At 61.6% G+C, this 25,766-nt stretch carries 28 protein-coding genes and 1 tRNA gene (1 of these 29 only partly in view); 10 read left to right on the top strand and 19 right to left on the bottom strand.

The features are described 5' to 3' along the window. Positions 1-47: 47 nt before the first annotated feature. From K3752_RS13500 to K3752_RS13485, 4 genes are read right to left on the bottom strand one after another with little or no spacing between them, the layout of a single operon-like run. Positions 48-836 carry an SDR family NAD(P)-dependent oxidoreductase gene (locus K3752_RS13500; protein ID WP_170408051.1) on the bottom strand — a complete coding sequence of 263 codons (789 nt, stop codon included), beginning with the start codon at positions 834-836 and terminating at the stop codon, positions 48-50. A 12-nt stretch (positions 837-848) separates the two neighbouring features. Next, positions 849-1,814: an LLM class oxidoreductase gene (locus K3752_RS13495; RefSeq protein WP_260063517.1), complete on the bottom strand. Its 966-nt coding sequence runs from the start codon at positions 1,812-1,814 to the stop codon at positions 849-851. 13 nt (positions 1,815-1,827) lie between these two features. Then, the gene (locus K3752_RS13490) at positions 1,828-2,604 is read right to left on the bottom strand and encodes a CmcJ/NvfI family oxidoreductase (protein ID WP_260063516.1); all 777 of its coding nucleotides are present in this window, start codon (positions 2,602-2,604) and stop codon (positions 1,828-1,830) included. Between the two features lie 54 nt (positions 2,605-2,658). Beyond that, positions 2,659-3,354: an NAD(P)H-dependent oxidoreductase gene (locus K3752_RS13485; RefSeq protein ID WP_260063515.1), complete on the bottom strand. Its 696-nt coding sequence runs from the start codon at positions 3,352-3,354 to the stop codon at positions 2,659-2,661. A 110-nt stretch (positions 3,355-3,464) separates the two neighbouring features. Between K3752_RS13485 and K3752_RS13480 the strand changes: the two genes are divergently transcribed. Continuing rightward, the gene (locus tag K3752_RS13480) at positions 3,465-4,379 is read left to right on the top strand and encodes a LysR family transcriptional regulator (protein WP_260063514.1); all 915 of its coding nucleotides are present in this window, start codon (positions 3,465-3,467) and stop codon (positions 4,377-4,379) included. Positions 4,380-4,423: 44 nt separating this feature from the next. On the opposite strand, the gene K3752_RS13475 is transcribed toward K3752_RS13480, so the two are convergent. The 6 genes from K3752_RS13475 to K3752_RS13450 form a co-directional block, all read right to left on the bottom strand. After that, positions 4,424-5,506: an energy transducer TonB gene (locus K3752_RS13475; protein WP_260063513.1), complete on the bottom strand. Its 1,083-nt coding sequence runs from the start codon at positions 5,504-5,506 to the stop codon at positions 4,424-4,426. Further along, positions 5,503-5,880 carry a biopolymer transporter ExbD gene (locus K3752_RS13470; protein ID WP_260063512.1) on the bottom strand — a complete coding sequence of 126 codons (378 nt, stop codon included), beginning with the start codon at positions 5,878-5,880 and terminating at the stop codon, positions 5,503-5,505. Before K3752_RS13470 ends, K3752_RS13475 begins: the two co-directional genes overlap by 4 nt. 4 nt (positions 5,881-5,884) lie before the next feature. Beyond that, positions 5,885-6,250, bottom strand: a complete 366-nt coding sequence (locus K3752_RS13465; protein WP_254439137.1) for a biopolymer transporter ExbD — start codon at positions 6,248-6,250, stop codon at positions 5,885-5,887. Further along, positions 6,243-6,908, bottom strand: coding sequence for a MotA/TolQ/ExbB proton channel family protein (locus K3752_RS13460; RefSeq protein WP_170343512.1), 666 nt, complete (start codon positions 6,906-6,908; stop codon positions 6,243-6,245). The genes K3752_RS13465 and K3752_RS13460 overlap by 8 nt, the downstream gene beginning before the upstream one ends. Then, complete coding sequence (locus tag K3752_RS13455) at positions 6,905-7,246, bottom strand: hypothetical protein (protein ID WP_244952491.1); 342 nt, start codon at positions 7,244-7,246, stop codon at positions 6,905-6,907. The genes K3752_RS13460 and K3752_RS13455 overlap by 4 nt, the downstream gene beginning before the upstream one ends. A 259-nt stretch (positions 7,247-7,505) precedes the next feature. Continuing rightward, a complete protein-coding gene (locus tag K3752_RS13450) occupies positions 7,506-8,630 on the bottom strand; it encodes an ROK family transcriptional regulator (RefSeq protein WP_260066323.1) in 1,125 nt (374 codons plus the stop codon). Positions 8,631-8,936: 306 nt separating this feature from the next. Between K3752_RS13450 and K3752_RS13445 the strand changes: the two genes are divergently transcribed. From K3752_RS13445 to K3752_RS13430, 4 genes are all read left to right on the top strand, one after another. Beyond that, positions 8,937-9,905, top strand: a complete 969-nt coding sequence (locus tag K3752_RS13445; RefSeq protein ID WP_260066321.1) for a sugar ABC transporter substrate-binding protein — start codon at positions 8,937-8,939, stop codon at positions 9,903-9,905. Between the two features lie 114 nt (positions 9,906-10,019). After that, entirely contained in the window at positions 10,020-11,093 is a 1,074-nt protein-coding gene (locus K3752_RS13440; RefSeq protein WP_093965462.1) for an ABC transporter permease, read from the top strand. Further along, positions 11,093-11,869 carry an ATP-binding cassette domain-containing protein gene (locus K3752_RS13435; protein WP_170342885.1) on the top strand — a complete coding sequence of 259 codons (777 nt, stop codon included), beginning with the start codon at positions 11,093-11,095 and terminating at the stop codon, positions 11,867-11,869. The genes K3752_RS13440 and K3752_RS13435 overlap by 1 nt, the downstream gene beginning before the upstream one ends. Next, complete coding sequence (locus K3752_RS13430) at positions 11,866-12,504, top strand: AAA family ATPase (RefSeq protein ID WP_170343516.1); 639 nt, start codon at positions 11,866-11,868, stop codon at positions 12,502-12,504. The genes K3752_RS13435 and K3752_RS13430 overlap by 4 nt, the downstream gene beginning before the upstream one ends. Here the strand turns inward: K3752_RS13430 and K3752_RS13425 are convergent. From K3752_RS13425 to K3752_RS13400, 6 genes are all read right to left on the bottom strand, one after another. Next, positions 12,501-13,019, bottom strand: coding sequence for a GNAT family N-acetyltransferase (locus K3752_RS13425; RefSeq protein ID WP_260063511.1), 519 nt, complete (start codon positions 13,017-13,019; stop codon positions 12,501-12,503). The two genes, K3752_RS13430 and K3752_RS13425, sit on opposite strands and share 4 nt — an antisense overlap. Next, entirely contained in the window at positions 13,016-13,570 is a 555-nt protein-coding gene (locus tag K3752_RS13420; protein WP_170342880.1) for a helix-turn-helix domain-containing protein, read from the bottom strand. Before K3752_RS13420 ends, K3752_RS13425 begins: the two co-directional genes overlap by 4 nt. Positions 13,571-13,678: 108 nt before the next feature. After that, the gene (locus tag K3752_RS13415) at positions 13,679-14,692 is read right to left on the bottom strand and encodes a Fe(3+) ABC transporter substrate-binding protein (protein WP_170589788.1); all 1,014 of its coding nucleotides are present in this window, start codon (positions 14,690-14,692) and stop codon (positions 13,679-13,681) included. A 151-nt stretch (positions 14,693-14,843) separates the two neighbouring features. Beyond that, positions 14,844-16,007, bottom strand: coding sequence for an exo-alpha-sialidase (locus tag K3752_RS13410; protein ID WP_260063510.1), 1,164 nt, complete (start codon positions 16,005-16,007; stop codon positions 14,844-14,846). 115 nt (positions 16,008-16,122) lie between these two features. Then, positions 16,123-16,248, bottom strand: coding sequence for a type B 50S ribosomal protein L36 (gene ykgO, locus K3752_RS13405; protein ID WP_005648635.1), 126 nt, complete (start codon positions 16,246-16,248; stop codon positions 16,123-16,125). Positions 16,249-16,341: 93 nt separating this feature from the next. Continuing rightward, positions 16,342-16,416: transfer RNA gene (locus K3752_RS13400), tRNA-Val, on the bottom strand. A 148-nt stretch (positions 16,417-16,564) separates the two neighbouring features. Between K3752_RS13400 and K3752_RS13395 the strand changes: the two genes are divergently transcribed. After that, complete coding sequence (locus K3752_RS13395) at positions 16,565-17,425, top strand: N-formylglutamate amidohydrolase (RefSeq protein WP_260063509.1); 861 nt, start codon at positions 16,565-16,567, stop codon at positions 17,423-17,425. Between the two features lie 6 nt (positions 17,426-17,431). On the opposite strand, the gene K3752_RS13390 is transcribed toward K3752_RS13395, so the two are convergent. Both K3752_RS13390 and pyrF read right to left on the bottom strand, forming a co-directional pair. Then, positions 17,432-18,685, bottom strand: coding sequence for a DNA polymerase IV (locus tag K3752_RS13390; protein ID WP_260063508.1), 1,254 nt, complete (start codon positions 18,683-18,685; stop codon positions 17,432-17,434). 372 nt (positions 18,686-19,057) lie between these two features. Beyond that, positions 19,058-19,774, bottom strand: a complete 717-nt coding sequence (gene pyrF, locus K3752_RS13385) for an orotidine-5'-phosphate decarboxylase (RefSeq protein WP_170408025.1) — start codon at positions 19,772-19,774, stop codon at positions 19,058-19,060. 87 nt (positions 19,775-19,861) lie between these two features. On the opposite strand from pyrF, the gene K3752_RS13380 reads away from it, so the two are divergent. The 3 genes from K3752_RS13380 (at position 19,862) to clpB (ending at position 24,278) form a co-directional block, all read left to right on the top strand. Next, positions 19,862-21,118 (top strand): tetratricopeptide repeat protein, encoded by a 1,257-nt coding sequence (locus K3752_RS13380; RefSeq protein ID WP_260063507.1) that lies wholly within the window; start codon positions 19,862-19,864, stop codon positions 21,116-21,118. Positions 21,119-21,218: 100 nt separating this feature from the next. Continuing rightward, complete coding sequence (locus K3752_RS13375) at positions 21,219-21,533, top strand: hypothetical protein (RefSeq protein ID WP_170343525.1); 315 nt, start codon at positions 21,219-21,221, stop codon at positions 21,531-21,533. 126 nt (positions 21,534-21,659) lie between these two features. Further along, entirely contained in the window at positions 21,660-24,278 is a 2,619-nt protein-coding gene (clpB, locus tag K3752_RS13370) for an ATP-dependent chaperone ClpB (RefSeq protein WP_260063506.1), read from the top strand. Positions 24,279-24,348: 70 nt separating this feature from the next. Here clpB and K3752_RS13365 read toward each other — a convergent pair whose 3' ends face one another. Next, positions 24,349-25,326 carry a hypothetical protein gene (locus K3752_RS13365; protein WP_260063505.1) on the bottom strand — a complete coding sequence of 326 codons (978 nt, stop codon included), beginning with the start codon at positions 25,324-25,326 and terminating at the stop codon, positions 24,349-24,351. A 224-nt stretch (positions 25,327-25,550) separates the two neighbouring features. Here K3752_RS13365 and msrP point away from each other — a divergent pair, with 224 nt between their 5' ends. Next, on the top strand, positions 25,551-25,766 hold the 5' portion of the coding sequence (gene msrP / locus K3752_RS13360) for a protein-methionine-sulfoxide reductase catalytic subunit MsrP (RefSeq protein ID WP_260063504.1). The gene runs 687 nt beyond the window's last position; 216 of the gene's 903 nt are visible here — the first part of the coding sequence; the start codon lies at positions 25,551-25,553; its stop codon lies off the right edge, out of view.

The following is a 25,766-nucleotide window of genomic DNA, read 5'->3' as shown; positions in this document are numbered from 1 at the left end:
GATGCGAGGGTTTGCATGGATTGGCAGGGCGCGGGAGTGCGCCCGGCTTAGCCGTATCGGCGGATAGTGTCTTGAATGGCCTTCATGACGTCGGCAGCGTGTTCGGACTTCAGCGCTGCGGGGTGCGGGTCTGCAAATGTACCGCCGTCATTGTCGAAATAGGCGCCCGACGCCTGCGCGAACCGATCGCTAAGTGCGGCGTCGATCAGGATGTCGGCGCCGATGTTGAGGTCGTTGCCGGCGACTCCGAAACCGTCCTTGACCATTTTGGACGCCAGCAACGAACCCGGATTGACCGCGATCAACGCCGGTCCATCGGGCAGGGCGCGGGCCTGTTCGCGCGTCCATATCGTGATTGCCAACTTGCTTTGCGCATATGCGCCCATATCGGCCAATCGCGTTTTGCCGGTCAAAGCATCCACATCCACAGGGGCCTGGGCGGCCGAGGACAGGTTCACGACGCGGCCAGTCTTGGGAATGATCGGAAGCAGAAGTTCGGTCAGCAGATAGGGCGCGAACGTGTTCACGACGAAGCGGATATCGAGACCGTTTTCGAGAGTGGTCTGCGGAGCCTTCAGGACGCCGGCGTTGTTGATCAGCACATCCAGCCGGTCGTGATTGGAGCGGATGGCCTCCGCCAAAGACCTCACTGCTGATAGGTCGGACAGATCGGCGCTGTAGGTTTCCGGCTGCCCTCCAACCTTCTGGGCGGCTGCTTCCAGCTTTGCAGTGTTCCGTCCGTGCAACAGAATACGGTGACCGTCAGCCGCCAGTTTCTTGGCGGTGAGGAGTCCGATGCCATCGGTTGCGCCAGTGATCAGAATGGTTTTGGTCATGCGATCCGTTCCTTATGAAAATTCCGGCAAGATCGTATCCGCCAGGCGTTTGAGTGTCGGTTCGATGGCCGCCTGGTTGAAACGCAGATTCAGGGCGACGTGATTCATCCCGATCTCACGTATTTCAGCCAAGTAGCGGCGCAGGAAATTCGAACCCGACTGGAACCCCAGATGTATGCGACGGGCGGGGGCATTTGGGTCTTCCAGCAAGGCGACATAGAGCGACTGCATCACCGGTTTGTCCGGTTGCCCCAGTGCTTTCAGACGGTTCCGGTAATCGGCCACCGCGCGCCCCTGTGATGCCGCGTCGCGCGGATAGGTCATCCATCCATCGCCGTTTTCAGCCACCCAATCCGGGGATTGTCGACTGCCGCCCGTGATCAACAGCGGCAGGCGCGATCCCGAGGGTTTTGGCAGAAGGTCAATGTCGCCGGGCAGATGCCCCTGCAGGCTTTCATGCTTGGGATAGGGTGTTGCCGTCGCACGGATATAGTCGACACTGTCGCGGAACCGCTCACCTCGATCGGGGAAGGATTGACGCATTGCCGGATACTCTTCCGGTCGATCGCCGGACGCCACACCCAACAGCAGACGGCCATCGGACAACACGTCCGCCGACGCGGCTGCCTTTGCCACATGGGCCGGATGGCGCAGGGGCAAAACGATGCTGGCGGTCCCCAGGGCAATGCGATCCGTCGCGGTCGCTAGCGCACCCAGATAGACGAACGGGTCAAAGATCTGGCCGGGGTCCCCGAAACTTGGAACATTGAACGGCACGTCGCGCAGCCAAAGCGCGGCAAAGCCCAGAGACTCGGCCAATTGCGCGGCCTTCATGTGGCCCTTCATCGTCGGCTCGGATCCCACCGGGTAGGCCTCAAGCGGCAATACCAGCCCGAGCGTCAGCTGATCCGGTCGAAATACCTGACCGTAGGCCTTGTTGATCGGGGCAAAGGACAGGTTTTGGTTTTTGTCCAACATGATGGTTCCTTGCTCAGTACCGCACCAAAGTGCGGGTCTCGATGCTCTTCCGGATGGTGGTGACGGTCGGGTCCTCGACCATATCGAGCGCGCTGTGCGCGACGGAAGGCAACCCCCGATTGTCGTAGATGTTGAAAATCGCGATTTCATCCGGGCTCATTCGAGACAGATAGACCCAGTCATGCCGTGCATTCCCGACAAGCCCCATGATCTGCCCTTTGCGGTCAGGATAGATCAGGTCAAGCAGGATCCAGTCTTTGGGTTCGACGGACGAAGGACGGACAAACCCCAGCGGCGCGCTGTTGATCGGGTGACCGACCGGCCGCCATAGATTGACAAAGGCATAGTGCCCTTTGCTCCACTCGGCCGCCCGCTCGGGGCTAAGCAAATCCACCAGTCGTTGCCGAGCGCCGTCCGCGCTGTAATCGCTGTGGACATTGCGCGCCGGCTTGCGCGTCGCCTTTGGGTCGTCCACGCGCAAGGTATGGTCAAAGATCACGACCTCGCGAACGCCGATCTTTGCGGTCAGCAGTTGAGCCAGTTCGTGTTCGTAGGGCCGTTTCCACTGATCCCCGGAGAAATCGCGGATCGCAGTGGGCGCATTCAGAAACTCGACGCCATCGGGGTCAAAGTGCAGGGGCCGCCCGGATGTCCGCATATCCGTCAGGCTCACCTGTGTCGGTAACAGTTCAGGCGAAATCAGGTTGCCGACAATGCCGCCGGTGTCCAGTTGGAACGCCTGCCGTTCAGGTTTGTGAACGTGATAGTTTACGATACCGGTTCGTTGCATCTGAACCCTCACTGAATTGCGGATGACGCAGCCCCTGGCTTTATCGACGTTGGCTCAGAACCAGTTCACGGTTTCGGCCATCGGGCGGCGGGTCTTGGGGAATTGCGGATCGCTGGCGCGATACCCGAAGGCAAACATCACCGCGGGTTTCCATTTCGAGGTATCCACCCCGAAATGCTCGGCCAGAGTCTGGGTGGTGAGTTCCATGTCAAACCCTTCGATGGGGCAGGAATCTACACCCATCAAAGCAGCGGTCGTCATCATGTTGGCCAGAACGATGTAGGCCTGTTTGCCGGACCAGTCGGTGATTTCGCGTTCAGTGGTGATGCGATGGTCGGTTGACTGGAACTTGCCATACGCACCGTTGAATAATTCGATGACGTCCTCGGGCAGTTGTTTGACCTTGCGATAGTGGTCCTGCAGATAATCAGACCCAGCGGTCATGGTTGCCGCAGTGCTGGCCAGAATGATGCCAAAGTGGCTGGCTGTCCCCAGCTGGCCGGAGTTGCCGTTCATCATGCCATTGGCGCCCCAAGAAAACTCGCGCAAAAGCTCGCGTTTGTTGGGCGATTGGATGACAAGAATCTTGAATGGCTCGTGCCCGAAAGAGGTGGGCGACAGGCGGCCAGCTTCAAGAATGGTTTCGAAATCGGCGTTGCTGATCTTGCGGTCGGGATCAAAGACCTTTGTCGCGTGCCGGAAATTGAAGGCTTCGAGGATCTGAGACTGAACGTTCGGGCGAACGGACATTTGTGGCTCCATTTGGTTTGTCTTCCGTGGAGCCAGAAATATCACTTGCAGAATCCGATGAAACGGCGGATATCAGGTTTCAGTTTTCGGATTTTGCGTATAATAAGCTAATGGACACACAAGCGCTTCGTCTTTTCGTGCTTGCAGCGGACAAGCTGAACATATCGGCCGCCGGGCGCGAACTGGGTTTGGTGCCCGCAGTCTCCAGCGCCCGACTTGCCAAGCTGGAGCATCAGCTGGGTGTCGAGTTGCTTCACCGCTCGACCCGGAAAGTATCGTTGTCTCTGGAGGGCGCTGAGTTTCTACCTTATGCGCGCGAGATTCTGGCGCAGGAGAATGCGGCCTTGGCCGCTTTGGGGCAGGGGTCGGCCCAAGCCACCGGCACACTGCGGTTTACTGCGCCCAGCACGTTTGCACAGCTCTACATTGCTCCGATCCTTGCAAAGTTCCAGGAACAGCATCCGGGTGTGACCCTGGACCTGCGTCTGTCGGATGCTCAGTTTGATCTGATCGAAGGCAGCTATGATCTTGCTTTGCGGAACGCACCGCTGATCGATACCAGCCTCAAGGGGCGCAAGCTGGCGGATGACAAACGCATCCTCTGCTCGGCACCAGATTACCTGTCGGCCCACGGAGAGCCCAAGACGCCGGATGATCTGGCGCATCATCGGCTGATTGCATTTCGCCACACCCGGGCCCGGGCGCTGAAAACTGCCCGGGGAGCTGTCGCAAGTTTCGATCCCGGAGCCACGAAATGTCCATTGATCATGGATGACGGTCTCAGCCAGAAGCTGGCCACCGTGGCAGGGGCGGGGATCTCGATGAACTCACTGTGGAGCGTTCAGGAGGAGCTTGCCTCGGGCAAGTTGCGTCATGTCCTTCCCGAATATGAGGCGGCGGAAGACAACGTGCTTTGGCTGATCTATCCCAAGTCGAACGTATTGTCGCCAAAGGTGCGGGTCTTCATGGATTTTCTGATCACCGAGATCGGCGTGAAGCCTCCGTGGAAAAGGTCATTGGACTGACTGATTGCGTCCAGTTGCTTCGGGCCAGCGCAGCAAAGGCCCGATTAGCCGTTCTGAAAGTAGAACGACAGCTTCCGGCTGACCCCGCCCGGAGGTTTCGGGAAGGGCGATGCGCGACGGACCTGTTCCTTGGCGGCCCTGTCGACCTCGGTCGAGCCGGAACTGTCGATAATATCGACCCAGGCCAGTGTTCCGTCCGGATTGATTTCAAAGAAGACTTTGGCAAAGCCGCGAACCGAGACATAGACCGGCGGAGTTCTGTTGAGGTGGACAAGAACCTGCCCGGCGTAATTGGTGACATTCGAGTTGCCCGGGCCTCGACCGCCGGACTGATTGGAGTTGCCTCCTCGGGTGAAGGCATCGACCCCCTGTCGGCGATAGGTCGTCAGCGGTGAGTCGATCTGCTTGTTGGGAAATCGCAGGTTGTCAAAACTGTCCAGCCGGCTGGCCCTTTGGTCGGGTACCGGGGCCGGAGCAGGGGTCCGGTCCGGAAGGCGCGGGCGGATCGATGTTGCAACCGCCAGATCCGAGGTGCCGTCTTCGGTGTCGCTTTCGACCGGTTGCTGCTCCTCTGCCGGCACTGAGGGGTCCGGGATCGGCGAGGGGGCTGGCAGGGCAGCCAGTTGCTCTGGTTCCGAAACCGGGGCCTGTATGGGTTCGTCCGGTGCTTCGGGCGCTGCTGCGGACTGCGTTTCGGCTTGGACGGGCGGTGTTTCGTCGACCTCATCGGCGGCCTGCCGATCACCTTCGGCCGAGTCCGCCAGCTCAACGATTTCCGGAACGAGCTGATCAGGCTGCACCGGGTTGGTTTGTCCGATATCAGGCGAGTTGACCTTTTGCGGGTCCGACGAGGCGACCAGTGTTTCGCTGACGGGTATTTCGGCCCGGTCCGGCTCTGTCGGCTGTTCGACATCGGGCTCGGGCTCTTCTGCGGGGGTCGGCGGCTCGGGCGGGGTCGCGGTTTCCGCCAGATCCTCGAACGCGTTGCCCAATGCAACCGTGTCCGGTTGCGAACCGGCCGTCGCAGGTTCCGCGGGGTCCCGCGTGGCTGGCAGCAGCAGGAAAAGGTGGAACAGCACCGAAAGTACAACGGCCAGCGCCGCGACAAACAGAGATTCCCGGATCATTCGAGCGCCCGTTCGGTCACCGCAAAGACTGCGGTGGCGCCGAGACGGCGCAAGGCGCCGGTGACTTCGATCAGGCGTGCTCCGGAAACGTTCCGGTCAGGCACGATCCGCACGGGTTCTTCCCCCCGGCCGGTCATGTAGGTCTGCGGATCCGTCGGTGTTCCGCGAAAGCTGAGCGTCCCGTCAACGTGAAGAACCAGTGCGTCGGGTGGTTCGCGGCCGTCCAGATCGGATGTGTTGACCAGTTCCAAGTCCGGGTCCAACGGTTGAGCTACGGTTCCGGCGATCAAAAAGAAGATCAGCATCAGAAAGACCACGTTGATCAACGGAATGGTCGAGTCGCGCTTGCGGCTTGGGCGGTCGTGGCGGATCATGGCGTCACTCCAGAACCGTTACCGACAGACCGTCGAGGCCGCGCAATTTCACCAGAAAGTCAACAAGCCGTTGGGCGGTAACGTCGCCGTCAAGACTGACCAGCACTTGCCCGGGCTGCAGCGCCTGTGCCAATTCATCCAGCGAGAGCGGTGCTCCGTTCAGCACCACGCGGTCCGCCCCCAATTGCACAAAAGCGCGATCCGACGGGGCGCTGGGCTCTGATGGGCCTGCGGCTGCGCTGCTGAGTTGAATTTCTCCGAATGTCGAAAAGGTCGACGTCAGCATGAAGAACAGCAAAAGCAGAAAAATCACGTCGATGAGCGGTGTCATCGACATGGCGCGCCGAACAAATGGGGCCGCGTTACGCATGTCCCGGCGCGGCGACAAACGCGGTGCTTGTCGTTGCTGTAGGCAGCGCCTGGGTCGGTACGAGAATCGTGCGCAAGGCCTTGTCTGCGAACACCCGCTCGCGCGCGGTGCGGCTTTCGAACCAGGACAGGACCATGGATGTGGGCATCGCAACCGCCAGACCCACCGCCGTCGTAACCAGCGCAACCCAGATCCCACCAGCCAGCAAAGATGGATCCACTCCGGCCCCGGCCGTCTGCAGGCTTTGGAACGCTTCGATCATGCCCAGAACCGTACCGAACAACCCCAGCAAGGGGGCCAACTGCGCGACCGTGTCCAAAAGCCGGAAACCGCGCTCGAGCCCGGCCAACGCCAGTCCGGCTTCGGCGTCCAGCCGTTCGTCCAGCCCCGCCGTATCCGGGGCGTTCATTGCCGCACCCACGATCGGGGCAAGGTAGCTGCTGCTGGCGGCCAGACGCTCGCGCGCAGTGTCGTGGTCTCCGGCATCCCAGGCCGCCAATGCCTGGGACAGCACCCTATGGCGGCCGACGCCACAGGCCGCAAACTGCCAGAGCTTGTAGATCGATACCGCCACGGTCAGGATCGACATCACAAGAAGGATCGCCACTACTGGCCCGCCTAGTGCAAGGATCTGGCCAAGCGCGTTGAAGATGTTCATCCCAAAAGCTCCATTTCCAAGCGGCTGGTCACCGAAAGGGCCGAATTGCAAAGATCACTCTCGGAACCGCCTGTTACGCAGGAACTGGCTCCGTTTATCAGAACGCGCCCGACCGTTGCGCATGGTCTGTCAGGCAGGTCGAACTGGCGCACACGCGGGCGGTCCTGCGGCAAATCCCGAAAATCGAACAATGACAGTTTGATCACCGAACCTTGCGTGTCGAAGATCACGGTTTCGAAAACGGCTTTGTCGATCGCCTGTCCGGTTTCGTTGGTGATCAGAAATGACAGCCGACAGGCCTGCCCTACATCCTGCGCCGCGTTGAGTTCCAGTGACAACCCTGCGCCATCGGCGTCAGATGATTGCGCACTGGCCGCAAAGGGGAGGGCTGAACATGCGATAAGGGCGGGTAAAAGGTGACGCAGTTTCAATGATAGAACCTCATTCTGAACACGTGGTACCTGCAGCCCGCCAAACAGTGCTGGCGCCGTGTCTGTGATATCTTAGACCGTCTGTACGGGGAAGGGTTGGCGGGGGCTTTGTGATCGTTCGTCAGGCGAAACCTCGCCAATACTCTTGGAGGTTCGCGGCTGTCGCTCAGGTTTCGACAAGATATCTGTCCGACAGAGGCAGGCTGGCTGCCCCCAGGGCGCGGGCATCCGGACCCACCGACCCGGCCAGAACCGAGGGCTGCTCGAGCCCGGTAAAGTTCAACCGGGAGAGATGCGTCTCGACGCGTTCGATCAAGCGCGCGGTAACGCTCTCGGGCATCCAGCCGTCGATTTTCACCGTTTCAAAGTCGATCAGGCTGCAGGAAGACAGGATCGCGTAGGCCAGACCTTTCGCGGCCTCGTCCATCCATGCCTCGAGAAGTGTATCCGGCATGTCCCAATGGTCCGGGGTCTCCCACATATGGAAGGGATCCAGGCCTGCGGCGACAAGCTTCTGCTCAAGCACGCAAAGGCTGGCGACATCGATCAGGGGTTTGACCGCGCCCGAGCCGACGGGAACCGGCAACGGACCCAAGGCGCCAGCATTCCCGCGCCCGGAAAAAATGACGCCGTTGAGGACGACACCCCCGCCAATGAAGTAGCCCATGTAGAAATACAGAAAGTTCCGCGGTCTTTCGGACGGCCCGAACACCAACTCTGCCCCGCAAGCCGCGGTGGCGTCATTCTGCAAATAGACCGGGATGTTTCGCGCTTGGGAAAGGCTAGCCTGCAGATCGGCCGAGCGCCATGGATCCATCTTTTCTTGTGGGACATTCAGGGTCTGCGCCCAGTCCCAGAGATAGAAGGGCATCGCAATGCCCAACCCGGCTACCCGGTCACGCGACGCTGTCGGCATCTGGTGTATCATCCGGTCCAATGTGCCGGTGGCGAAATCCAATGTCGCGCCGGGGGTGGGATAGTCATAGGTCTCTCGCGCGCGATCCCGTACTTTGCCCAGGAAATCGGTCAATACCAGCTCGGTGCTGCGGCGGCCGACCTTTAGCCCCAGAAAATAGGCCCCATCCGGATTCAGGCGCATTGGCACCGAGGGTTGCCCAACCTTGCCACGTTGTGGCTCGCCCCGCAGCAGCAACCCATCGCTTTCCAGTTGGCGCATGATCACCGAGACAGTCTGCGCCGACAATCCGGTCATGCGGGCCAGCTCCGATTTGGCGAGCGCCTGGTGCCGGCGGACCAGTGACAGCACCAGTCGTTCGTTGTGGGCGCGCATGCCACTTTGGTTCGTCCCGCGCACGGTCGAAACGCGCTCGGGCGGATTGCTTTGCGCTGATTGTTCGTCGGGCACGGGCCGCTCCTCCTTCAGTCAAGAATGTGGATGCGCCTACCCAGTGTCAATAATAAATAAGAGTGATTTATTTATTGACAGAACCCGAGAATCACGGGATGGTTTGACACATGGGAGCCGGAAGAAATCCGTTCGGATTCCTTAGATGCCCGTCGGGTATCGGAGATATTGGGAGGAAAAGCCTTGAAGATTTCAGCATTTGCTGGCGCGACCGCGCTGGCCTTTACAGCCATGGCAGGCGCTGCCGCCGCGCAGGACACGGTCTGCCTGATCACCAAAACCGACACCAACCCCTTCTTCGTGAAGATGAAAGAGGGGGCCACCGCCAAGGCCGAAGAGCTGGGCATGACGCTCAAGGCGTTTGCCGGCAAGATCGACGGCGACCATGAGACTCAGGTGCAGGCGATCGAGACCTGCATTCTGGACGGCGCCAAGGGTATCCTGTTGACCGCATCCGATACCTCGTCGATCGTTCCGGCCGTCCAGCAGGCGCGCGACGCCGGTGTTCTGGTCATCGCGCTGGATACACCGCTCGAACCGATCGACTCGGCGGACGCGACTTTCGCAACCGACAACTTTCTGGCGGGCGAGCTGATCGGCAAATGGGCCGCGGCCACGCTGGGAGACGAAGCCCAGAATGCGAAGATCGCGATGTTGGATCTGGCAGTCAGCCAGCCCTCGGTCGGGGTGCTGCGCGATCAGGGCTTCCTGCAGGGGTTCGGCATCGACCTGGGCGACCCGAACAAATGGGGCGACGAAACCGACCCGCGCATCGTGGGCCATGACGTCACCGCCGGGAACGAAGAGGGTGGCCGCAAAGCCATGGAGAACCTTCTGGCCAAGGACCCGATGGTCAACGTGGTCTATACGATCAACGAACCCGCCGCCGCGGGTGCGTACGAGGCGCTCAAGGCCATCGGCCGCGAAAACGACGTGCTGATCGTCTCGGTCGACGGCGGCTGCCCCGGTGTGCAGAACGTGGTCGACGGTGTGATCGGTGCGACCTCGCAGCAATACCCGCTGCTGATGGCGTCGCTTGGCGTGGAGGCGGTCAAGAAATGGGCCGACGAGGGCGTGAAGCCCGAGAACACACCCGGCAAGGACTTCTATGACACCGGTGTTGCGCTGGTGACGGACAAGCCGGCCGATGGCGTTGAGTCGATCTCAGTCAAAGAGGGCATGGACCTCTGCTGGGGCTGATCTGATCCCTTCAGGGGCCGCAGCACGCGGCCCCTGAATTGAACCACGACCTCACCCGAAATTTTGCTAGAGTCGCCCCAAGACGGGAGCTTGACGCATGGGGGAACCTCACTGATGTCCGACACATCGAGACAGTCCGACGATTTCGAAGCCGCAGCCAAAGGCAGCCCGGAACAAGTTGCCGAATTCGAAGATCACCACCGCGGTTTCATGGGGACGGTCCAACACTTTCTGCATGTGAACCCGTCGCTGGTGCCGCTGATCGTTCTGGTCGCGGCGATCCTGATTTTCGGCGCCTTGCTTGGGGCCAAGTTCTTTTCGCCATTCGCACTGACCCTGATCCTGCAACAGGTGCAGATCGTCGGCATCGTGGCCGCCGCCCAGAGTCTTGTGATCCTGACCGCCGGGATCGACCTGAGCGTGGGGGCGATCATGGTCATGTCCTCGGTGGTGATGGGCCAATTCACCTTCCGCTATGGGCTGCCGCCCACGGTGGCGATCCTGTGCGGTCTGGCCATCGGGACCGCCATCGGCGCCGTGAACGGGTTCCTGGTCAGCCGGGTCAAGCTACCACCCTTCATCGTGACGCTGGGCATGTGGCAGATCGTTCTGGCCGCCAACTTCCTGTATTCACAGAATGAAACCATCCGGTCGCAGGAAATCGAGGCCAACGCCCCGATCCTTCAACTGTTCGGCGCCAAGTTCAATGTCGGCGGGGCTGTTTTCACGGTCGGAGTGATCTTCATGCTGGTGCTGATCCTGGTTCTGGCCTATGCGCTGCGGCATACCGCGTGGGGGCGCCATGTCTATGCCGTGGGCGACGACCCCGAGGCCGCCGAGCTGTCGGGCGTGAATGTGCATCGCACGCTGATGTCGGTCTACATGCTGTCGGGGCTGATCTGCGCCTTTGCCGGCTGGGCGCTGATCGGGCGCATCGGCTCGGTCTCGCCCACCTCGGGGCAGTTGGCCAACATCGAAAGCATCACCGCCGTCGTGATCGGAGGCATTTCATTGTTCGGGGGGCGTGGATCGATCCTGGGCTCGTTGTTCGGGGCGCTGATCGTTGGCGTGTTCACCCTCGGCCTGCGGTTGTTGGGCGCGGATGCGCAGTGGACTTTCCTTCTTATCGGTATGCTGATCATCGCCGCCGTGGCCGTGGACCAGTGGATCAGAAAGGTAGCAGCGTGATGGAACCCATTCTCAAAGGGCGCAATCTGGTCAAACGCTATGGCAAGGTCACGGCGCTGGATCATTGCGATTTCGACCTGATGCCGGGCGAGATCCTGGCCGTGATCGGCGACAACGGCGCGGGTAAATCGACCCTGATCAAGGCGGTTTCCGGTGCCGTCGCCCCGGATGAGGGCGAGATCTGGCTGGAAGGGCGAAAGGTCGATTTCCACTCGCCCATCGACGCGCGCGAAGCCGGGATCGAAACGGTCTATCAGACGTTGGCCATGTCGCCCGCCCTGTCGATCACCGACAACATGTTCATGGGGCGCGAGATCCGGCGCAAGGGACCGTTGGGTTCGGTGTTCCGGATGCTCGACCGTCCGGCGATGGAGAAGTTCGCCCGCGACAAGCTGAACGAACTGGGGCTGATGACGATCCAGAACATCAACCAGGCGGTTGAGACCCTGTCGGGTGGACAACGTCAGGGTGTCGCCGTGGCTCGTGCGGCGGCGTTCGGGTCTAAAGTCATCATCCTTGACGAACCCACCGCGGCGCTTGGCGTCAAGGAAAGCCGACGGGTTCTGGAACTGATCCAAGACGTGAAATCGCGTGGCATTCCGATCATTCTGATCAGCCACAACATGCCCCATGTGTTCGAAGTGGCCGACCGCATCCATGTGCATCGGCTTGGCAAGCGGCTCTGCGTGATCGACCCCAAGGACTACACCATGTCCGATGCCGTGGCCTTCATGACGGGCGCCAAAGAGCCGCCGGAACAGGATCGCGCGGCATGACGACCGAAGGGTCATCGCCGCAGGCGCTGGCCGAGCGGATCGCCGACGCCGCAGCCGGGCTGGCGGACGGCGAGGCGCGTCAGCTTGTTGCCGTAGCCGGGCCGCCGGGTGCGGGGAAATCCACCGTGGCCGCTCTTGCCCAACAGGCGCTGCAGGGGCGCGGCATTCCGACCGGGCTGCTGTCGATGGATGGTTTCCACTATGACAACCAGATCCTGACGGCACGCGATCTGCTACCGCGCAAGGGTGCGCCCGAGACATTCGACCTGCCGGGCTTTCACGCCTTGTTGCGTCGCCTTCAGGCCGAAGACGAGGTCGCCGTGCCCGAGTTCGACCGCGTGCTCGACAAATCCATCGCAGCCTGTTCGTTCGTGACCCGTGACCAGCAGGTGGTGATCGTCGAAGGGAACTATCTCCTGCTGGACGAACCGGGATGGAACGATCTTCGCGACCTGTGGGCGCTGACCGTGTTTCTGGACGTGCCCCTGCCGACACTCGAGGCGCGCCTGCTGGACCGTTGGATCGGGCTGGGCCTGCCGCGCGACGAAGCCGAGCGCCGAGCCTTCGCCAATGACATTCCCAACGCCCGACGCGTGGTGCAGAACTCGGGCGCGGCCGACCTGGTGCTGCGTTAGCCCAGCGCCTTGTACATGTAGGTGGTGGGTTCGAAAACGGGTTCGAACGGGTTGCGGCAATAGCCGGGAATCTCTCCGGCAGTTTCAAAGCCCAGGCTCTGGTACAGGATGCGCGACGGGTCGGTGCTGCGTGTGTCCAGCACCAACAGGGTTCGGCCAAGTTCGGCGGCGCGCTCCTGCAGGGCGCCCATCAAGGCAAGGCCCAGTCCGCGCCGCCGTGCGTCGGGATGCACCAGCAGCTTGGCCACATCGGCGCGGTGTGGCTGGTTGGGCATCGCAGCCGGAATCAGCTGAACAGTCCCTTGGATGCGTCCGTCGCCATAGGCCACGAAAAGATCCAGCTCTCCGGCTGACAGCGCAGGGCGCACGCGCTCCTGCCAATAGGCGCGCGCGGCGTCACGGGAAAACGGCAGAATGAACCCTATGCTGGCGCCGGTATGCACGCAGCCATGCAGGACATCCGCCAGATCCTCCACCGCTTGGTCAAAAGTCGTTTCGGTCAGGCGTGTAATCATATCAGCACCAGAATGTAGCGGGCGCCGCGGGACGCCTCGGTTTCAAAACGGGTCGCGCCTGACAGATGATAACGCAGGCAATCACCCCCGTTCAGCGCATGGGACGTTCCATCAACGGTCAGGGTCAGTGCGCCATCCAGCACGATCAAGTGATGTTCCTGCCCGGGACGAGGCGGTGCGTCATAGGTGATTGTTGTGCCGGGAGGGAGGTGACATTCCAGAACCTCGCCCGTCAGCCCCGCCGAGGGCGGCGACACCGACCGGCGCGTGAACCCGGTTTCGGGGTCGCGCCATTCGATCTGCCGTTCGTAAGGAACCTTGGGGTCGAAGCTGTCCTCGACCATCATCAACAGGCGCGACATCGGCAGGCCGTAGGCTGCGCACAAGCGGCCAAGATTCTCGGCCGTCGGGCTGACCTCGGCCTTCTCCATGCGCGACAGGGTGGCCCGGCTGACCCCGCTGGCCTGCGCGAGTTGTTCAAGCGACCAGCCCCGACTGCGGCGCAGGTCGCTCAGATGGCGCGCGAGGCGGCTGGACAGGTTGTCGAGCATTTCTCATATCCGAGAATCAGTTTCGATAATGAGAAAGTTAGCAGAAATAAATAAAATAAAAAGGGGCGCCTTTGCTGCGCCCCTTCAACTGCTCGATATGATGGCGGCTTACTTCCAGCCAACCTCGTTGAAGATCTTCTGGGCCTCGGGGATGTTCTTGGCGACTTCAGACAGGTTCACTTCGTCGGCCTTGAATTCACCCAGAGCGGCCACGTTCTCGGCCAGCTCAACGCCTTGGACGGCGGGGAATTCATCGTTGCCGTTCGAGAAGTAGACCTGTGCCTGATCGCTGGCGAGGTATTCCAGGAACTTGACCGCGTTGTCCTTGTTCGGGGCATGAGCCGCGACGCCCGCACCCGACAGGTTCATGTGTGCGCCTTCGGCATCCTGCGCGGGGAATTGAATTCCGATCATGTCGACGCTGTCCGACAGGCCCTTGACGTCTTTGCGTAGAGCACGTGCAAAGTAGTACGAGTTCGACACGGCGATTTCGCATTCACCGGACACGATTCCACGCAGCTGATCGGTGTCGCCGCCCTGAGGTTCACGCGCCATGTTGGCCACGACGCCCTCGGCCCATTCCTTGGCCTTTTCTGCGCCGTGATGGGTGATGATCGAGGCCAGCAGGGTCTGGTTGTAGGTGTTGCTGGACGACCGGATGCAAACCAGCCCTTTGTATTCAGGGTCGGCCAGATCCAGGTAGGTGGCCGGAGGGTTGGTCACGTCATTCTTGTCATAGAAGATGATGCGCGCGCGCTGCGAGAAGCCGAACCACTGGTTGTCTTCGTCCTGCAGGTTGGCGGGGATGCGCTCTTCCAGAACTTCGCTGTCGACCGCCTGCAGCAGGCCCGCGTTCTTGGCCCGTGCCAGGCGCGAGGTGTCAACGGTCAGCAGGATGTCGGCGGGCGAGTTCGCGCCTTCGGCTTCCATCCGCGCGATCAGCTCGTCGGCCTTGCCTTCGATGCGATTGATCTTGATGCCAGTGGCTTCTTCGAAATCGGTGTAGAGACGCTCGTCGGTGTCGTAATGGCGCGAGGAGTACAGGTTCAGCTCGCCTTCAGCGGCGGCCGATCCGGCGATCAGGGCCGACAGTGCGGCGGCGATAAAGCTCGTGGTTTTCATCTGTGGATGTCCCGGTTGTCGAATCTCATGAGCGGGGTATTTCCCGACTGATTTGCTCAATTAAACGATTCCGGGTGGGATGCAAGAAAATCCGACAAAATTACTTGGTCTAATTTGCCGCAGCGTGTTTAAGTGCGCCGGACAGGCATGGCTAGCGCGCGCGTTGAATTGTCTCGACCGACAAAATGGTCGGCAAATGCCTGGCGATCTCGGTCCAGGTTTCGCCTTCGTCGGCGCTTGCAAACACCGAGCCGCTGTTGGTTCCGAAATAGACACCCGCAGGGTCGCAACAATCTCCTGCCATCGCCTGGCGCAGAACCGTGAAAAAGCAGCTGGTCTGCGGCAGCCCTTCGCGACAAGCGGTCCAGCTTTGGCCACCATCGGTCGATTTCCAGACCGCCGCCGCCGCATCCGGCGGATACCGTCCGATGCTGTCTCCATTCAGGGGAATGGTCCAGATCGTATTGGGATCGTGGGGATGGACGTGGATTGGGAATCCAAAGGTCGACGGCAACCCGCCCGAGATATCGTCCCAGCTGCGCCCGTCATCGGACGAACGCCAGACACCATGATGGTTCTGTTGATACAGCAGCCCTTTGGTGCCGGGCGCCCGGACCATGTTGTGTACGCAATGACCGATTTGACCGTCCCGCGGCGCGGCCGGATGGTCGTGCTGCCCGCAACTCTCGGCGTTCGACAGCCGGTTGCGCCGCTCCCACGTAGTGCCGCCGTCTTCCGAGGCGAATACTCCGGCCGCCGATATGCCCACCCACAGCTTTTGCGCATCGTCTGGATCGGAAACGATCGTGTGCAGCACCAAGCCTGCGGCCCCCGGTGACCAGTCTTCGGCTGAGGGGTGATCGGTCAGGCCATTGACCGTTTCCCAGGTCTGCCCAGCATCCGAACTGACCAACAACCGCGCCGGTTTTGTTCCCGCGTACAATGCCCCGCCCGTATGATGCAGCGACCAGATCTGCGAGAACTCGTCGCCGAACGGTGCTGCTTCTCCGGTCCACCCGATCAACTCGGCAAAGTCGGGATCGTTCGCGGCCCACTCGTCCTGCTGCCCTTGGGTGAGTTTGGTGACCTCCCAGCTCTGGCCCCCGTCCTCGGAGCGCCAGACGCCGGCTCCGTGCCAGTCGCCGCCGCCGCCGGCCCAGAGTGTCCCGGTTTCGTCATCTCCGACGACGTGGTTGATGGGCCAGCCGCCGCAATGCGGACCCGTAACGCGCCAAGATGCGCGATCCGGGTCTCCGATGATCACGAAGGCACCCTTGGTGGTGCCCACCAGTATGTCGATGCAAGAGTGTTTCATCCGTTTCGCGCTCCCGGCTGTTTTCAACAGCCTAACACGAACGGTCAGTCTCGGCGCGCGGCACAAAAAAACCGCGCCCGGAGGCGCGGTTCTTTGAAACAGCGATTTGCCGTTCTCAGCCCTGACGAGCTTTGAACTTGCGCTGCGTCTTGTTGATCACATAGACGCGGCCTTTGCGACGCACAACCCGGCAGTCGCGGTGCCGGTTCTTGAGCGAGCGGAGCGAGTTCTTGACCTTCATGGTCTCTCTCCAATTCTGCGGCGCCTTCATCAAGGACGTGGCCAGCGCCTGGGTTAGCGGGTGCCCCGGGTCAGACCCGAAACAGTGAAACGATGGTGGGCGGTACAAGGATCGAACTTGTGACCCCTTCGATGTCAACGAAGTGCTCTACCGCTGAGCTAACCGCCCACGTTCCCTTTGCGTATCCTGCCCCATAACGAAACGGGGCGCGGATCTCCGCGCCGGTGGAGGGGTCTATAAAAGGAGTCGCGAAGGGGTTCAAGGGGTTTGGTCCAACAATTTTCCGGTCTATGTTATCGGCAAAGAAGGAGAGGCCATGCACAGCGCCGCATACGCTTTGGAAATGCCCGCAGAACGCACGTCGTGCGTTGTTTTTTCTTCGCCACATAGCGGCCGGAACTATTTGCCGGGCTTTCTGGATCGTTCGGTTCTGAACCGCAATGTGATTCGCTCTTCCGAAGACGCCTTTGTCGATCAACTGTTCGCTTCGGCCTCGATCCATGGCGCACCGTTGATTGCGGCGCAGATGCCGCGCGCTTTCCTTGATCTCAACCGCAGCGCCGAGGAACTGGATCCTGCGTTGATTCTGGGCGCGCGCCGTCAGGGACACAACCCGCGCGTGGTATCGGGGTTGGGCGTGATCCCCCGTGTCGTGTCCAACGGTCGCGCAATCTACAGCGGCAAACTTACGATGGACGAAGCGCGCCTGCGCATCGACACCTATTGGCGTCCCTATCACGCCCGCCTGAAGTCTCTTTTGGCGGAATCGATCGACATGTTCGGACAGGCCATCCTGATCGACTGCCACTCGATGCCGCACGAGGCCGTTGCCATGGCAGGGAACCCCAAGGGGCGCCGTCCCGAGATCGTGCTGGGAGATCGGTTTGGTGCCTCGGCATCGGGCGTCATTGTTGATCAGATCGAAGCGGCCTTTTCGTCCGCCGGTCTGACCGTGGCCCGCAACACGCCCTTTGCAGGGGCGTACGTGACCCAAACCTACGGGCGTCCCGCCCGTCATCAGCATGCGATTCAGATCGAGATCGACCGGGCGCTCTATATGAATGAGAACACGATCGAGCCCAACGCCAATTTCCTGGCGTTCAGGGATATTCTGGAAGAAGTCATCGCGGAGATCGCCCGAATTGGTTCCCAGCCGGCACGGCTGGCCGCCGAATAGGAAGAGTCACCGCAGCGCTCGGCCCTTCACGATTGCATCAGTTCCATATTTTCGGCGGATCTCGTCGGTCGCACGCTCTGCTTTCGAGCGTTGCGTGGCCCCGGGGTCCAGCAGGTCGCCGGATATGTCGGCCTTATCTTCGGCGCACAGATCTGACAATCCGCAGCCCAGCAGACGATAGGGGCCCTGATCGCCGACCTGATCGAACAGCCCGCGGGCGGTGCGGTAGATGCGGTCGGCCATCTGTGTCGCATCCCGCAACGAGACCCGGCGGGTCAGCAGTTTGTGGTTGGCCTTCTTGAGCTTCAGCGTCACGACCCGCCCGGCCAGCCCCTTGGCCTTCGCACGGTCGGCCACCTTTTCGGCCATGCGCCAAAGGTGGCCGTCCAGAATGTCGGGGTTGGCGGTGTCCTCGAAAAACGTTGTTTCATTGCTGATCGACTTCATCGGCTCGTGGGCCGAAACGCGCCGCTTGTCCTGCCCTCTGGCCAGGTGCCACAGCCGATAGCCCATCGAACCGAAGCGCGCCGTGAGGGCCTCTTGATCCCATCGCAGCAAGTCCGAGAATGTGCGAATGCCGGCCCGCTCCAGTGACTCCTGCGCAGCCGGTCCGATGCCCCAGATCAACCGCACCGGCTTGTCGTTCAAAAACTCGGCGGTTTCCGCCATGCCGATCACGGAAAACCCGCGCGGCTTGTCCAGGTCGGACGCCACCTTGGCCAGAAACTTGTTGTGCGAAAGCCCGATCGAGCCTGTCAGGCCCAGTTCGTCTTTCATGCGTTTGACCAGCCGTGCCAGCATCACCGCGGGCGGCGCGCCATGCAGTCGCTGGGTGCCTGACAAGTCCATGAATGCCTCGTCCAGTGACAAGGGTTCGATATCCGGTGTCAGTTCGTCCATCATCGCGCGGATCTGTCGTGAGACCTCGACATAGACAGACATGCGCGGTTTGATCACCACTGCATCGGGGCATAGTTTCAGCGCCTGAAACATTGGCATCGCCGAGCGTACGCCGCGAATACGGGCCACATAGCAGGCCGTTGACACCACGCCACGCCGCCCCCCGCCGATGATCACCGGCTTGTCCGCCAGTTCGGGGTTGTCGCGCTTTTCGACCGAGGCATAGAACGCGTCGCAATCCATATGGGCGATGGTCAGATCGAACAGCTCTGGATGCCGCAACACCCGCGGGCTGCCGCAGGAGGGGCAGCGCCGTTCGTCGTGAAGACTGGCAAGGCAATCGCGACAGAGAGCGGGCATCATTTCCTTTCCACGGGCACCGTGAATGAGCGGTCTGGCCGAGGTGCCAAAAGTACAACACCGCACGCTGCAGCGCAAAGCGATTGAACGAAAAGGTGGGGCCGACAAGAAGACCCCCGCAGTTTCGCGGGGGGAGGTAACGGGCCTCAGGAAGACGCGGCCCGTTGGGGAGTGTCTCTTGATCAGAATCGCCCAAAAATGTCGATTTCGATAGGCCTACGAAGCAGGTCCCAAAACTCGTGTTTTTCATGTGTGTTTTGGGGCACAGAGGCAATTTGGCGCGGCCGCGGCCAAAAGTGACGCAAGGTCAACCGCTTGCGGGCCAAATCGTGCTTCTGGAATGGTGATTTGACGCGACTTGCCCTCGAAAGGTTACACCGAACGCAACTCGGCCAGTACGGCGTCGGCTGCAGCCTTGGGGTCGGCGGCCTGATAAATCGGCCGCCCGACCACGATGTGATCGGCCCCGTCACTGATTGCGGCGGCGGGTGTCGCGACGCGTTTCTGATCGCCAAGGTCCGATCCGGACGGCCGCACGCCAGGGGTGACGATCAGTCGGCCTTCGGCCTGGGGCAGGGCGCGGATCAGGGCCGCCTCTTGCGGACTGGCGATCACGCCGTCGGCGCCGGCCTCGAATGCGCGGGCCGCGCGTTCCAGAACCATGTCCTGCATGTCGCCGGACTTCATCAAACCTGCATCCAGATCGTCACGGTTCAGCGAGGTCAGGATGGTCACCGCCAGGATCTTCAGATCCTTGCCTGCCGCGCCTTCCTTGGCGGCACGCACCACGTGGGGGTCGCCATGCACCGTGAGGAAATCCAGATCGAACTGCGCCAGCCCCCGCACGGCATTCTCGACCGTGTTGCCGATGTCGAACAGCTTCATGTCCAGAAAGATGCGCTTGCCGTGCTCCTGCTTCAACTCGTTTGCCAAGGCCAACCCGCCACCGGTCAGCATGCCCAGACCGATCTTGTAGAACGATACCGCGTCGCCCAGCGTCTCGGCCATTTTCAGCCCTTCCAGCGCGTTGGGCACGTCGAGGGCGACGATCAGGCGGTCATCTGCGGTTTGGGGCAGGGCTTTGGGCATTGTTTCGACCTTTCAGGCTTGACGGGATCGGCGCTTCTGTAGAGCGTGCGGCGCAATCAGACAAGAAAAGACGCAGGGAAGTACAGGATGATACGGTTGGGTGTGATGGCTTCGGCAGCTGTTTTGGCCGGGGCGGGCGCTGTCTGGGCCGGCGAAACCGATTGCGGCGAGGCCCGACTGGTCTGGGCGGACGTCAAGGACAGCGGGTCGGCGGCAGCCATCCAAAGCTTTGCCGAGGTCTATGCGGAGTGCCCGATTTACTCGCAGCTTGCACGCGAGCAACTGGCCGAATTCAATGGAGGCTCACCTGAACCGGAGGAGGTCAGCACCCCCAAAGAAGAGACACGACGCCTGCTTGTGACCGACCTGCGACCGCGGCCGGAACCAGACCCCGACGATCCGCCATACGAGCCCGACTATTCGGATGGAGAATATCAGTGCCTGATGGCCGCTGCCGCTCCGGGCCAGTCGCCTTATTTCGACGGGGTGGAATGGGCGGACATGGACGCCGAGAATGCGATGGCGATCTGTGCCGATCTGCTGCTGAAAGACCAGAATGTCGATGCCGAGGTCGTCGCCGCGTTCGGCCGGGCGCTGATGAAAGGCGGCAAGCTGGAAATGGCGCTCGAATTTTCGGAGCTGGCAGCAATGGAAGGCAGCGGGCTGGCGATGAACACGCTCGCTTCGCTCTATAACGAGGGTCAGATCGTTCCCGAAAACGATGAAACGGCGTTCGGGTGGTACATGGCGGCCGCCGATGCCGGCCTGTCCATGGGAATGCACAACGTGGCATACGGCTATGAACACGGGGATGGTGTCGCGCCCGACATCGACAAGGCGCTCGAGTATTATGAACGGGCTGCGTTCTTTGGGTATGATCCTTCTATGGTCCGCCTTGGCATCTTCCATCGCGACGGTATGCATGTCGCACAGGATATGGACCGCGCGGTCGACTATCTGGAGCGGGCCGCCGATCACGGAAACGTCGATGCTGCGGTGCATCTGGGCTTGATCTACGAAACCGGCCAGAACGGATATCCCAAGGATATCGAAAAGGCGCTGGAGTATTATTTCCAGGCCGCCGAAGAGGATGACGTCGTGGCGCTGCATAATCTGGCGTCGCTGACCTATCACGGGCGGGACGGAGTACCCCAGGACACGCAGGCGGCTTTTGTGCTCTGGGGCAGGGCGGCCGAGCTTGGCCATATGGCCTCGCAGCGCAAGTTCGGCCGGCTGCTGCACGAGGCGGGCGAGATCGAAGGCGCGTTGAAATATTACCGTCTTGCGGCCGATCAGGGCGACGACGTTGCAACAAAACTGATCCGGGAAATCGAAGGCGATTGACCGCCACGGCTGGCAGGGGAGACCCTGGTTTCCCCGCTTTGGCCCAACTGTGCTATGGTGCCGCCATTCAGGACCAAAAATTGCACCAAAGGGACAGACCATGAAGCATCTATTTCCGCTGGCCGCCGTGGCCGCGCTCGCCGCTTGTGACGACACCCCTCCACAACCCGAGACGGGCGCTGCCCCGCCGCCCACCAACGACGATTTGTACCTGGTCGGCGGCTATCGGTCCGAGGATGACTGGTGCCAGTTGACCGGCGAAACCGCCTTTACCGTCAATTTCCTGGACCACACGGCGGACCTTGTCTCGTGCCCCACCGGCAGCGCCGCCGCGCAGTCGCTGGTCGAAATGCAGAATGCTCAGCAGGTGACCGAAACCGGCGGCTATACCGTCTATACGATTCCCCGCGGCTGAGCGTTTTTTCACCCGCTACCCTCTTGAAGCAGCGGGGACATTTCCCAAATTGATCCATGAGGCCCGGACCACTGCGTGCTGCCAAGCAGGCGCAAATTTAACGGGCGCTTGGAAAAGGAGAATGCCATGGACTTGAACAAGTTCACCGAGCGTGCACGAGGTTTCGTGCAGGCGGCGCAAACCATTGCGCTGCGCGAGGGACACCAGAGACTGGCTCCCGAACATATTCTGAAAGCACTGATGGATGATGACCAGGGGCTGGCCAGCAACCTGATCAAACGTGCGGGCGGCGCGCCCGAGCGCGTGGTCGAAGCGCTGGATGTTGCCCTGGCCAAGATCCCGAAGGTCAGCGGCGACGCGGGCCAGGTCTATCTGGACGGTCAGACCGCCAAGGTTCTGGACGAGGCCGAGAAGATCGCCAAGAAAGCCGGCGACAGCTTCGTTCCGGTCGAGCGCGTGCTGATGGCGCTGTGCATCGTCAAATCCAAAGCCAAAGAGGCCCTGGAAGCCGGTGCCGTGTCCGCCCAGAAGCTGAACGAGGCGATCAACGACATCCGCAAGGGCCGCACGGCCGACAGCGCCAATGCCGAAGAAGGCTATGACGCGCTGAAGAAATACGCCCGCGACCTGACCGAGGCCGCCCGCGAGGGCAAGATCGACCCGATCATCGGCCGCGACGAGGAAATCCGCCGCGCCATGCAGGTTCTGTCGCGTCGGACCAAGAACAACCCGGTTCTGATCGGTGAGCCTGGTGTGGGTAAGACCGCCATCGCCGAAGGTCTGGCTTTGCGCATCGTGAACGGCGACGTGCCGGAATCGCTGAAGGACAAGACGCTGCTGGCGCTGGACATGGGTGCCCTGATCGCCGGTGCGAAATACCGCGGTGAGTTCGAGGAACGCCTGAAAGCCGTTCTGAACGAAGTCACCGCGGCCGCCGGCGAGATCGTTCTGTTCATCGACGAGATGCACACGCTGGTCGGGGCCGGCAAGTCCGACGGTGCGATGGATGCGGCCAACCTGATCAAGCCCGCGCTGGCGCGGGGCGAGCTGCACTGCATCGGCGCCACCACGCTGGACGAGTACCGCAAATACGTCGAGAAGGACGCGGCCCTTGCCCGCCGGTTCCAGCCCGTCTTCGTGCAGGAACCCACGGTCGAGGACACGATCAGCATCCTGCGCGGCATCAAGGAAAAATACGAGCTGCACCACGGTGTGCGCATCTCGGATTCGGCGCTGGTGTCGGCCGCGACCCTGTCGCACCGCTACATCACCGACCGCTTCCTTCCCGACAAGGCGATCGACCTCGTGGACGAGGCCGCCTCGCGTCTGCGCATGGAAGTGGACAGCAAGCCCGAAGAGCTGGACCAGCTGGATCGCCAGATTCTGCAGCTCCAGATCGAGGAAGAAGCGCTGAAGCTTGAAGATGACGCGGCTTCGAAAGACCGGCTTGAGGCTTTGCAGAAGGAACTGGCCGAGCTCAAGGAGAAATCCGCTGAGATGACCGCCCAGTGGCAGGCCGAGCGTGACAAGCTGGCCAGCGCCCGCGAGCTGAAGGAACAGCTGGACAAGGCGCGCGCCGAGCTGGAGATCGCCAAGCGCGAGGGCAACCTGGCCAAGGCCGGTGAGCTGTCCTATGGCGTGATCCCCGAGCTGGAGCGCAAGCTGGCCGAGGCCGAAAGCCAGGAAAGCAACGCGGTCATGGCCAAGGAAACGGTGCGTCCCGAACAGATCGCGGCCGTGGTCGAGCGCTGGACGGGTATCCCGACCTCGAAGATGCTGGAAGGCGAGCGCGAAAAGCTGCTGCGCATGGAAGAAGCGCTGCATGCCCGCGTGGTCGGCCAGGACGAGGCCGTGCGCGCCGTGGCCAACGCCGTGCGCCGGGCCCGGGCCGGTCTGAACGACGAGAACCGCCCGTTGGGCTCGTTCCTGTTCCTCGGCCCGACTGGTGTGGGTAAGACCGAGCTGACCAAGGCCGTCGCCGAATACCTGTTCGACGACGAACACGCGATGGTGCGGATCGACATGTCCGAATTCATGGAGAAACACGCCGTCGCCCGCCTGATCGGTGCTCCGCCGGGCTATGTCGGCTATGAGGAAGGCGGCGTTCTGACCGAAGCCGTCCGTCGCCGGCCGTACCAGGTGGTTCTGTTCGACGAGGTCGAGAAGGCGCATCCGGACGTGTTCAACGTGCTGTTGCAGGTGTTGGATGACGGTGTGCTGACCGACGGTCAGGGCCGCACGGTCGACTTCAAGCAGACGCTGATCGTGCTGACCTCGAACCTTGGGTCGCAGGCGCTCAGCCAGTTGCCCGAAGGGGCCGACACGGCGCAGGCCAAGCGCGACGTGATGGACGCGGTCCGGGCGCATTTCCGGCCCGAGTTCCTGAACCGTCTGGATGAGACCATCATCTTCGACCGGCTTCAGCGGTCGGACATGGATGCAATCGTCGACATCCAGCTGTCCCGCCTGCGGAAGCGGCTTGCCGGGCGCAAGATCGATCTTGTGCTGGACGATGCCGCCAAGGAGTGGCTGGCCAACGAAGGCTACGACCCGGTCTTCGGGGCGCGTCCGCTCAAGCGCGTGATCCAGCGTGCCCTGCAGAACCCGCTGGCCGAGGCTTTGCTGGCCGGCGACATCCGGGATGGCGACACCGTGCCGGTAACTGCCGGACCCGATGGTCTGATCATCGGCGACCGGTTGGGCACCAGCGACCGCCCGCGCCCGGACGAGGCCGTGGTCCACTAAGCTGCGGCTTGGCTGAAACAGGAAAGGCCCGCCAAAAATGGCGGGCCTTTTTCATGCGCACCAATCAGTCTTAGTTCTGACGGCTTTTGCGCAATGCTCGCAAGTCGTCGGCACTCAGGCGCGGACCGGACTCGGGCGATGGTGGCGGTTCCGGCGGAGCCATGCGCTGGGCCGGATCCACCATATGGCGGCTGGGGCGCCCGCCCTGTAGTTTCAGATAGGCCAATACCGCACCCGCGGATTGCAGGCTCAGCCCCCAAAGCCCGACCAGGATAAAGCTGAGAAACAAGGCCACTGCAGGCCAGATCGGGTTTTCGATGGCGCCACCGCGGAACAGGCCTTCGATTTCGGTAACGGACGTTGCCAACGCCGGTAGCCCCGCCACGAAGGCCACGGCCAGTAAGGCGAGGACGTAAAGCACCATCATCGATACATAGCTGATGGCCACCAAAGCAAAGAGCGGCCAGAAGGACGCACCCAGATTGCGGAAGGGTGTATAAGGTCGGTCGTCAGGATCGCTGCCCAAGGCCGCCGCAGCCAGGGGAACCAGCAGACTGGCCCGCGCAGCCGAGGCTACCGTGAATACTGCAACCGTGACGACGAGGCCCGCCACCGAAACCGACGCGCCGGCCGAGGTCAGCCAGTCCAGGGCCGGTGTTTCGGGGGTCTTGGTCAGATCAACCAGATTCGGCGCGACCTGAACAAAGGCCAACCCGACCACTGGCGCAAGGATCAGGCCGATCGCCAGGGACTCCGCCGCGCCATAGGCAATGGCGGGAACGATCAGCTTGCGATAGCCCACACCGGGTCGGATCAGCTTTGACTGGAACCCGAACCGGGCCCCGACCATGATCGGGATCACTCCGGATGAGGCGCTGATCAGGAAGGTTGCGATGAACAGTGTTCCGGGCAGGATCAACCCGATGACGAACCCGATCACGCCACCCAACGCGCCGTATAGAAAAAGGCCAATGAGCAGGATCGGGAACGTCACCGCAAAGCGCCACAGGATCGAAAGGGACAAAGGAATGGTTTTGGTCAGTAACACGGGGCGGCCTTCACACAGTCTCTGGTGGTTTCGGCGATATCTTATCGGGTGTGCAGCTTCCATCCCGTTGATGCCGTTCCACACAGGTGTTTGGCTGTGCGCGACGGGAATGCAACGCAGGCTTCGTTACAGTCCCGTCTCTCAATCGTGACGCAAGTTGCGTTGGTCCGGTGCTAAAACGGGGCTAACTCAAGGCTGATTTTTGTAATTGAACGGAGAACGGAATGGCGCACCGCTGGATCAACACCCTGACACATGCCGATACGACCCCGCGGGCGGCGTTCCTGAACCGCCGACAGATCATGGCAGGACTCGCCGGATCGGGACTGGCGATGATCGCGGGCCGTGCAGGTGCGGAAGATGCGCTGGAGCAGAACACTTGGGAAGAGATCACTTCCTACAACAACTACTATGAGTTCGGGACCCGCAAGGACGACCCT

The sequence above is a fragment of the Ruegeria sp. B32 genome (assembly GCF_025141855.1).
Taxonomy (GTDB): Bacteria; Pseudomonadota; Alphaproteobacteria; order Rhodobacterales; family Rhodobacteraceae; genus Ruegeria; species Ruegeria arenilitoris.
Note: the sequence above shows the minus strand (reverse complement) of the source record. Positions and strands in the feature narration are given on the sequence as shown.

Bases quoted from the DNA above. Each gene is read 5' to 3' on its own strand.
- K3752_RS13395 (WP_260063509.1), top strand. From the start codon at position 16,565: ATGCACAGCGCCGCATACGCTTTGGAAATGCCCGCAGAACGCACGTCG.
- clpB (WP_260063506.1), top strand. From the start codon at position 21,660: ATGGACTTGAACAAGTTCACCGAGCGTGCACGAGGTTTCGTGCAGGCG.
- K3752_RS13460 (WP_170343512.1), bottom strand. From the start codon at position 6,908: ATGAACATCTTCAACGCGCTTGGCCAGATCCTTGCACTAGGCGGGCCA.
- K3752_RS13430 (WP_170343516.1), top strand. From the start codon at position 11,866: ATGACGACCGAAGGGTCATCGCCGCAGGCGCTGGCCGAGCGGATCGCC.
- K3752_RS13465 (WP_254439137.1), bottom strand. From the start codon at position 6,250: ATGCGTAACGCGGCCCCATTTGTTCGGCGCGCCATGTCGATGACACCG.
- ykgO (WP_005648635.1), bottom strand. From the start codon at position 16,248: ATGAAGGTCAAGAACTCGCTCCGCTCGCTCAAGAACCGGCACCGCGAC.
- K3752_RS13500 (WP_170408051.1), bottom strand. From the start codon at position 836: ATGACCAAAACCATTCTGATCACTGGCGCAACCGATGGCATCGGACTC.
- K3752_RS13485 (WP_260063515.1), bottom strand. From the start codon at position 3,354: ATGTCCGTTCGCCCGAACGTTCAGTCTCAGATCCTCGAAGCCTTCAAT.
- K3752_RS13415 (WP_170589788.1), bottom strand. From the start codon at position 14,692: ATGAAAACCACGAGCTTTATCGCCGCCGCACTGTCGGCCCTGATCGCC.
- K3752_RS13495 (WP_260063517.1), bottom strand. From the start codon at position 1,814: ATGTTGGACAAAAACCAAAACCTGTCCTTTGCCCCGATCAACAAGGCC.
- K3752_RS13475 (WP_260063513.1), bottom strand. From the start codon at position 5,506: ATGATCCGGGAATCTCTGTTTGTCGCGGCGCTGGCCGTTGTACTTTCG.
- K3752_RS13435 (WP_170342885.1), top strand. From the start codon at position 11,093: ATGGAACCCATTCTCAAAGGGCGCAATCTGGTCAAACGCTATGGCAAG.
- K3752_RS13410 (WP_260063510.1), bottom strand. From the start codon at position 16,007: ATGAAACACTCTTGCATCGACATACTGGTGGGCACCACCAAGGGTGCC.
- K3752_RS13450 (WP_260066323.1), bottom strand. From the start codon at position 8,630: ATGCGCGCCCACAACGAACGACTGGTGCTGTCACTGGTCCGCCGGCAC.
- K3752_RS13480 (WP_260063514.1), top strand. From the start codon at position 3,465: ATGGACACACAAGCGCTTCGTCTTTTCGTGCTTGCAGCGGACAAGCTG.
- K3752_RS13425 (WP_260063511.1), bottom strand. From the start codon at position 13,019: ATGATTACACGCCTGACCGAAACGACTTTTGACCAAGCGGTGGAGGAT.
- K3752_RS13420 (WP_170342880.1), bottom strand. From the start codon at position 13,570: ATGCTCGACAACCTGTCCAGCCGCCTCGCGCGCCATCTGAGCGACCTG.
- K3752_RS13375 (WP_170343525.1), top strand. From the start codon at position 21,219: ATGAAGCATCTATTTCCGCTGGCCGCCGTGGCCGCGCTCGCCGCTTGT.
- K3752_RS13380 (WP_260063507.1), top strand. From the start codon at position 19,862: ATGATACGGTTGGGTGTGATGGCTTCGGCAGCTGTTTTGGCCGGGGCG.
- pyrF (WP_170408025.1), bottom strand. From the start codon at position 19,774: ATGCCCAAAGCCCTGCCCCAAACCGCAGATGACCGCCTGATCGTCGCC.
- K3752_RS13490 (WP_260063516.1), bottom strand. From the start codon at position 2,604: ATGCAACGAACCGGTATCGTAAACTATCACGTTCACAAACCTGAACGG.
- K3752_RS13390 (WP_260063508.1), bottom strand. From the start codon at position 18,685: ATGCCCGCTCTCTGTCGCGATTGCCTTGCCAGTCTTCACGACGAACGG.
- K3752_RS13440 (WP_093965462.1), top strand. From the start codon at position 10,020: ATGTCCGACACATCGAGACAGTCCGACGATTTCGAAGCCGCAGCCAAA.
- K3752_RS13470 (WP_260063512.1), bottom strand. From the start codon at position 5,880: ATGATCCGCCACGACCGCCCAAGCCGCAAGCGCGACTCGACCATTCCG.
- K3752_RS13445 (WP_260066321.1), top strand. From the start codon at position 8,937: ATGGCAGGCGCTGCCGCCGCGCAGGACACGGTCTGCCTGATCACCAAA.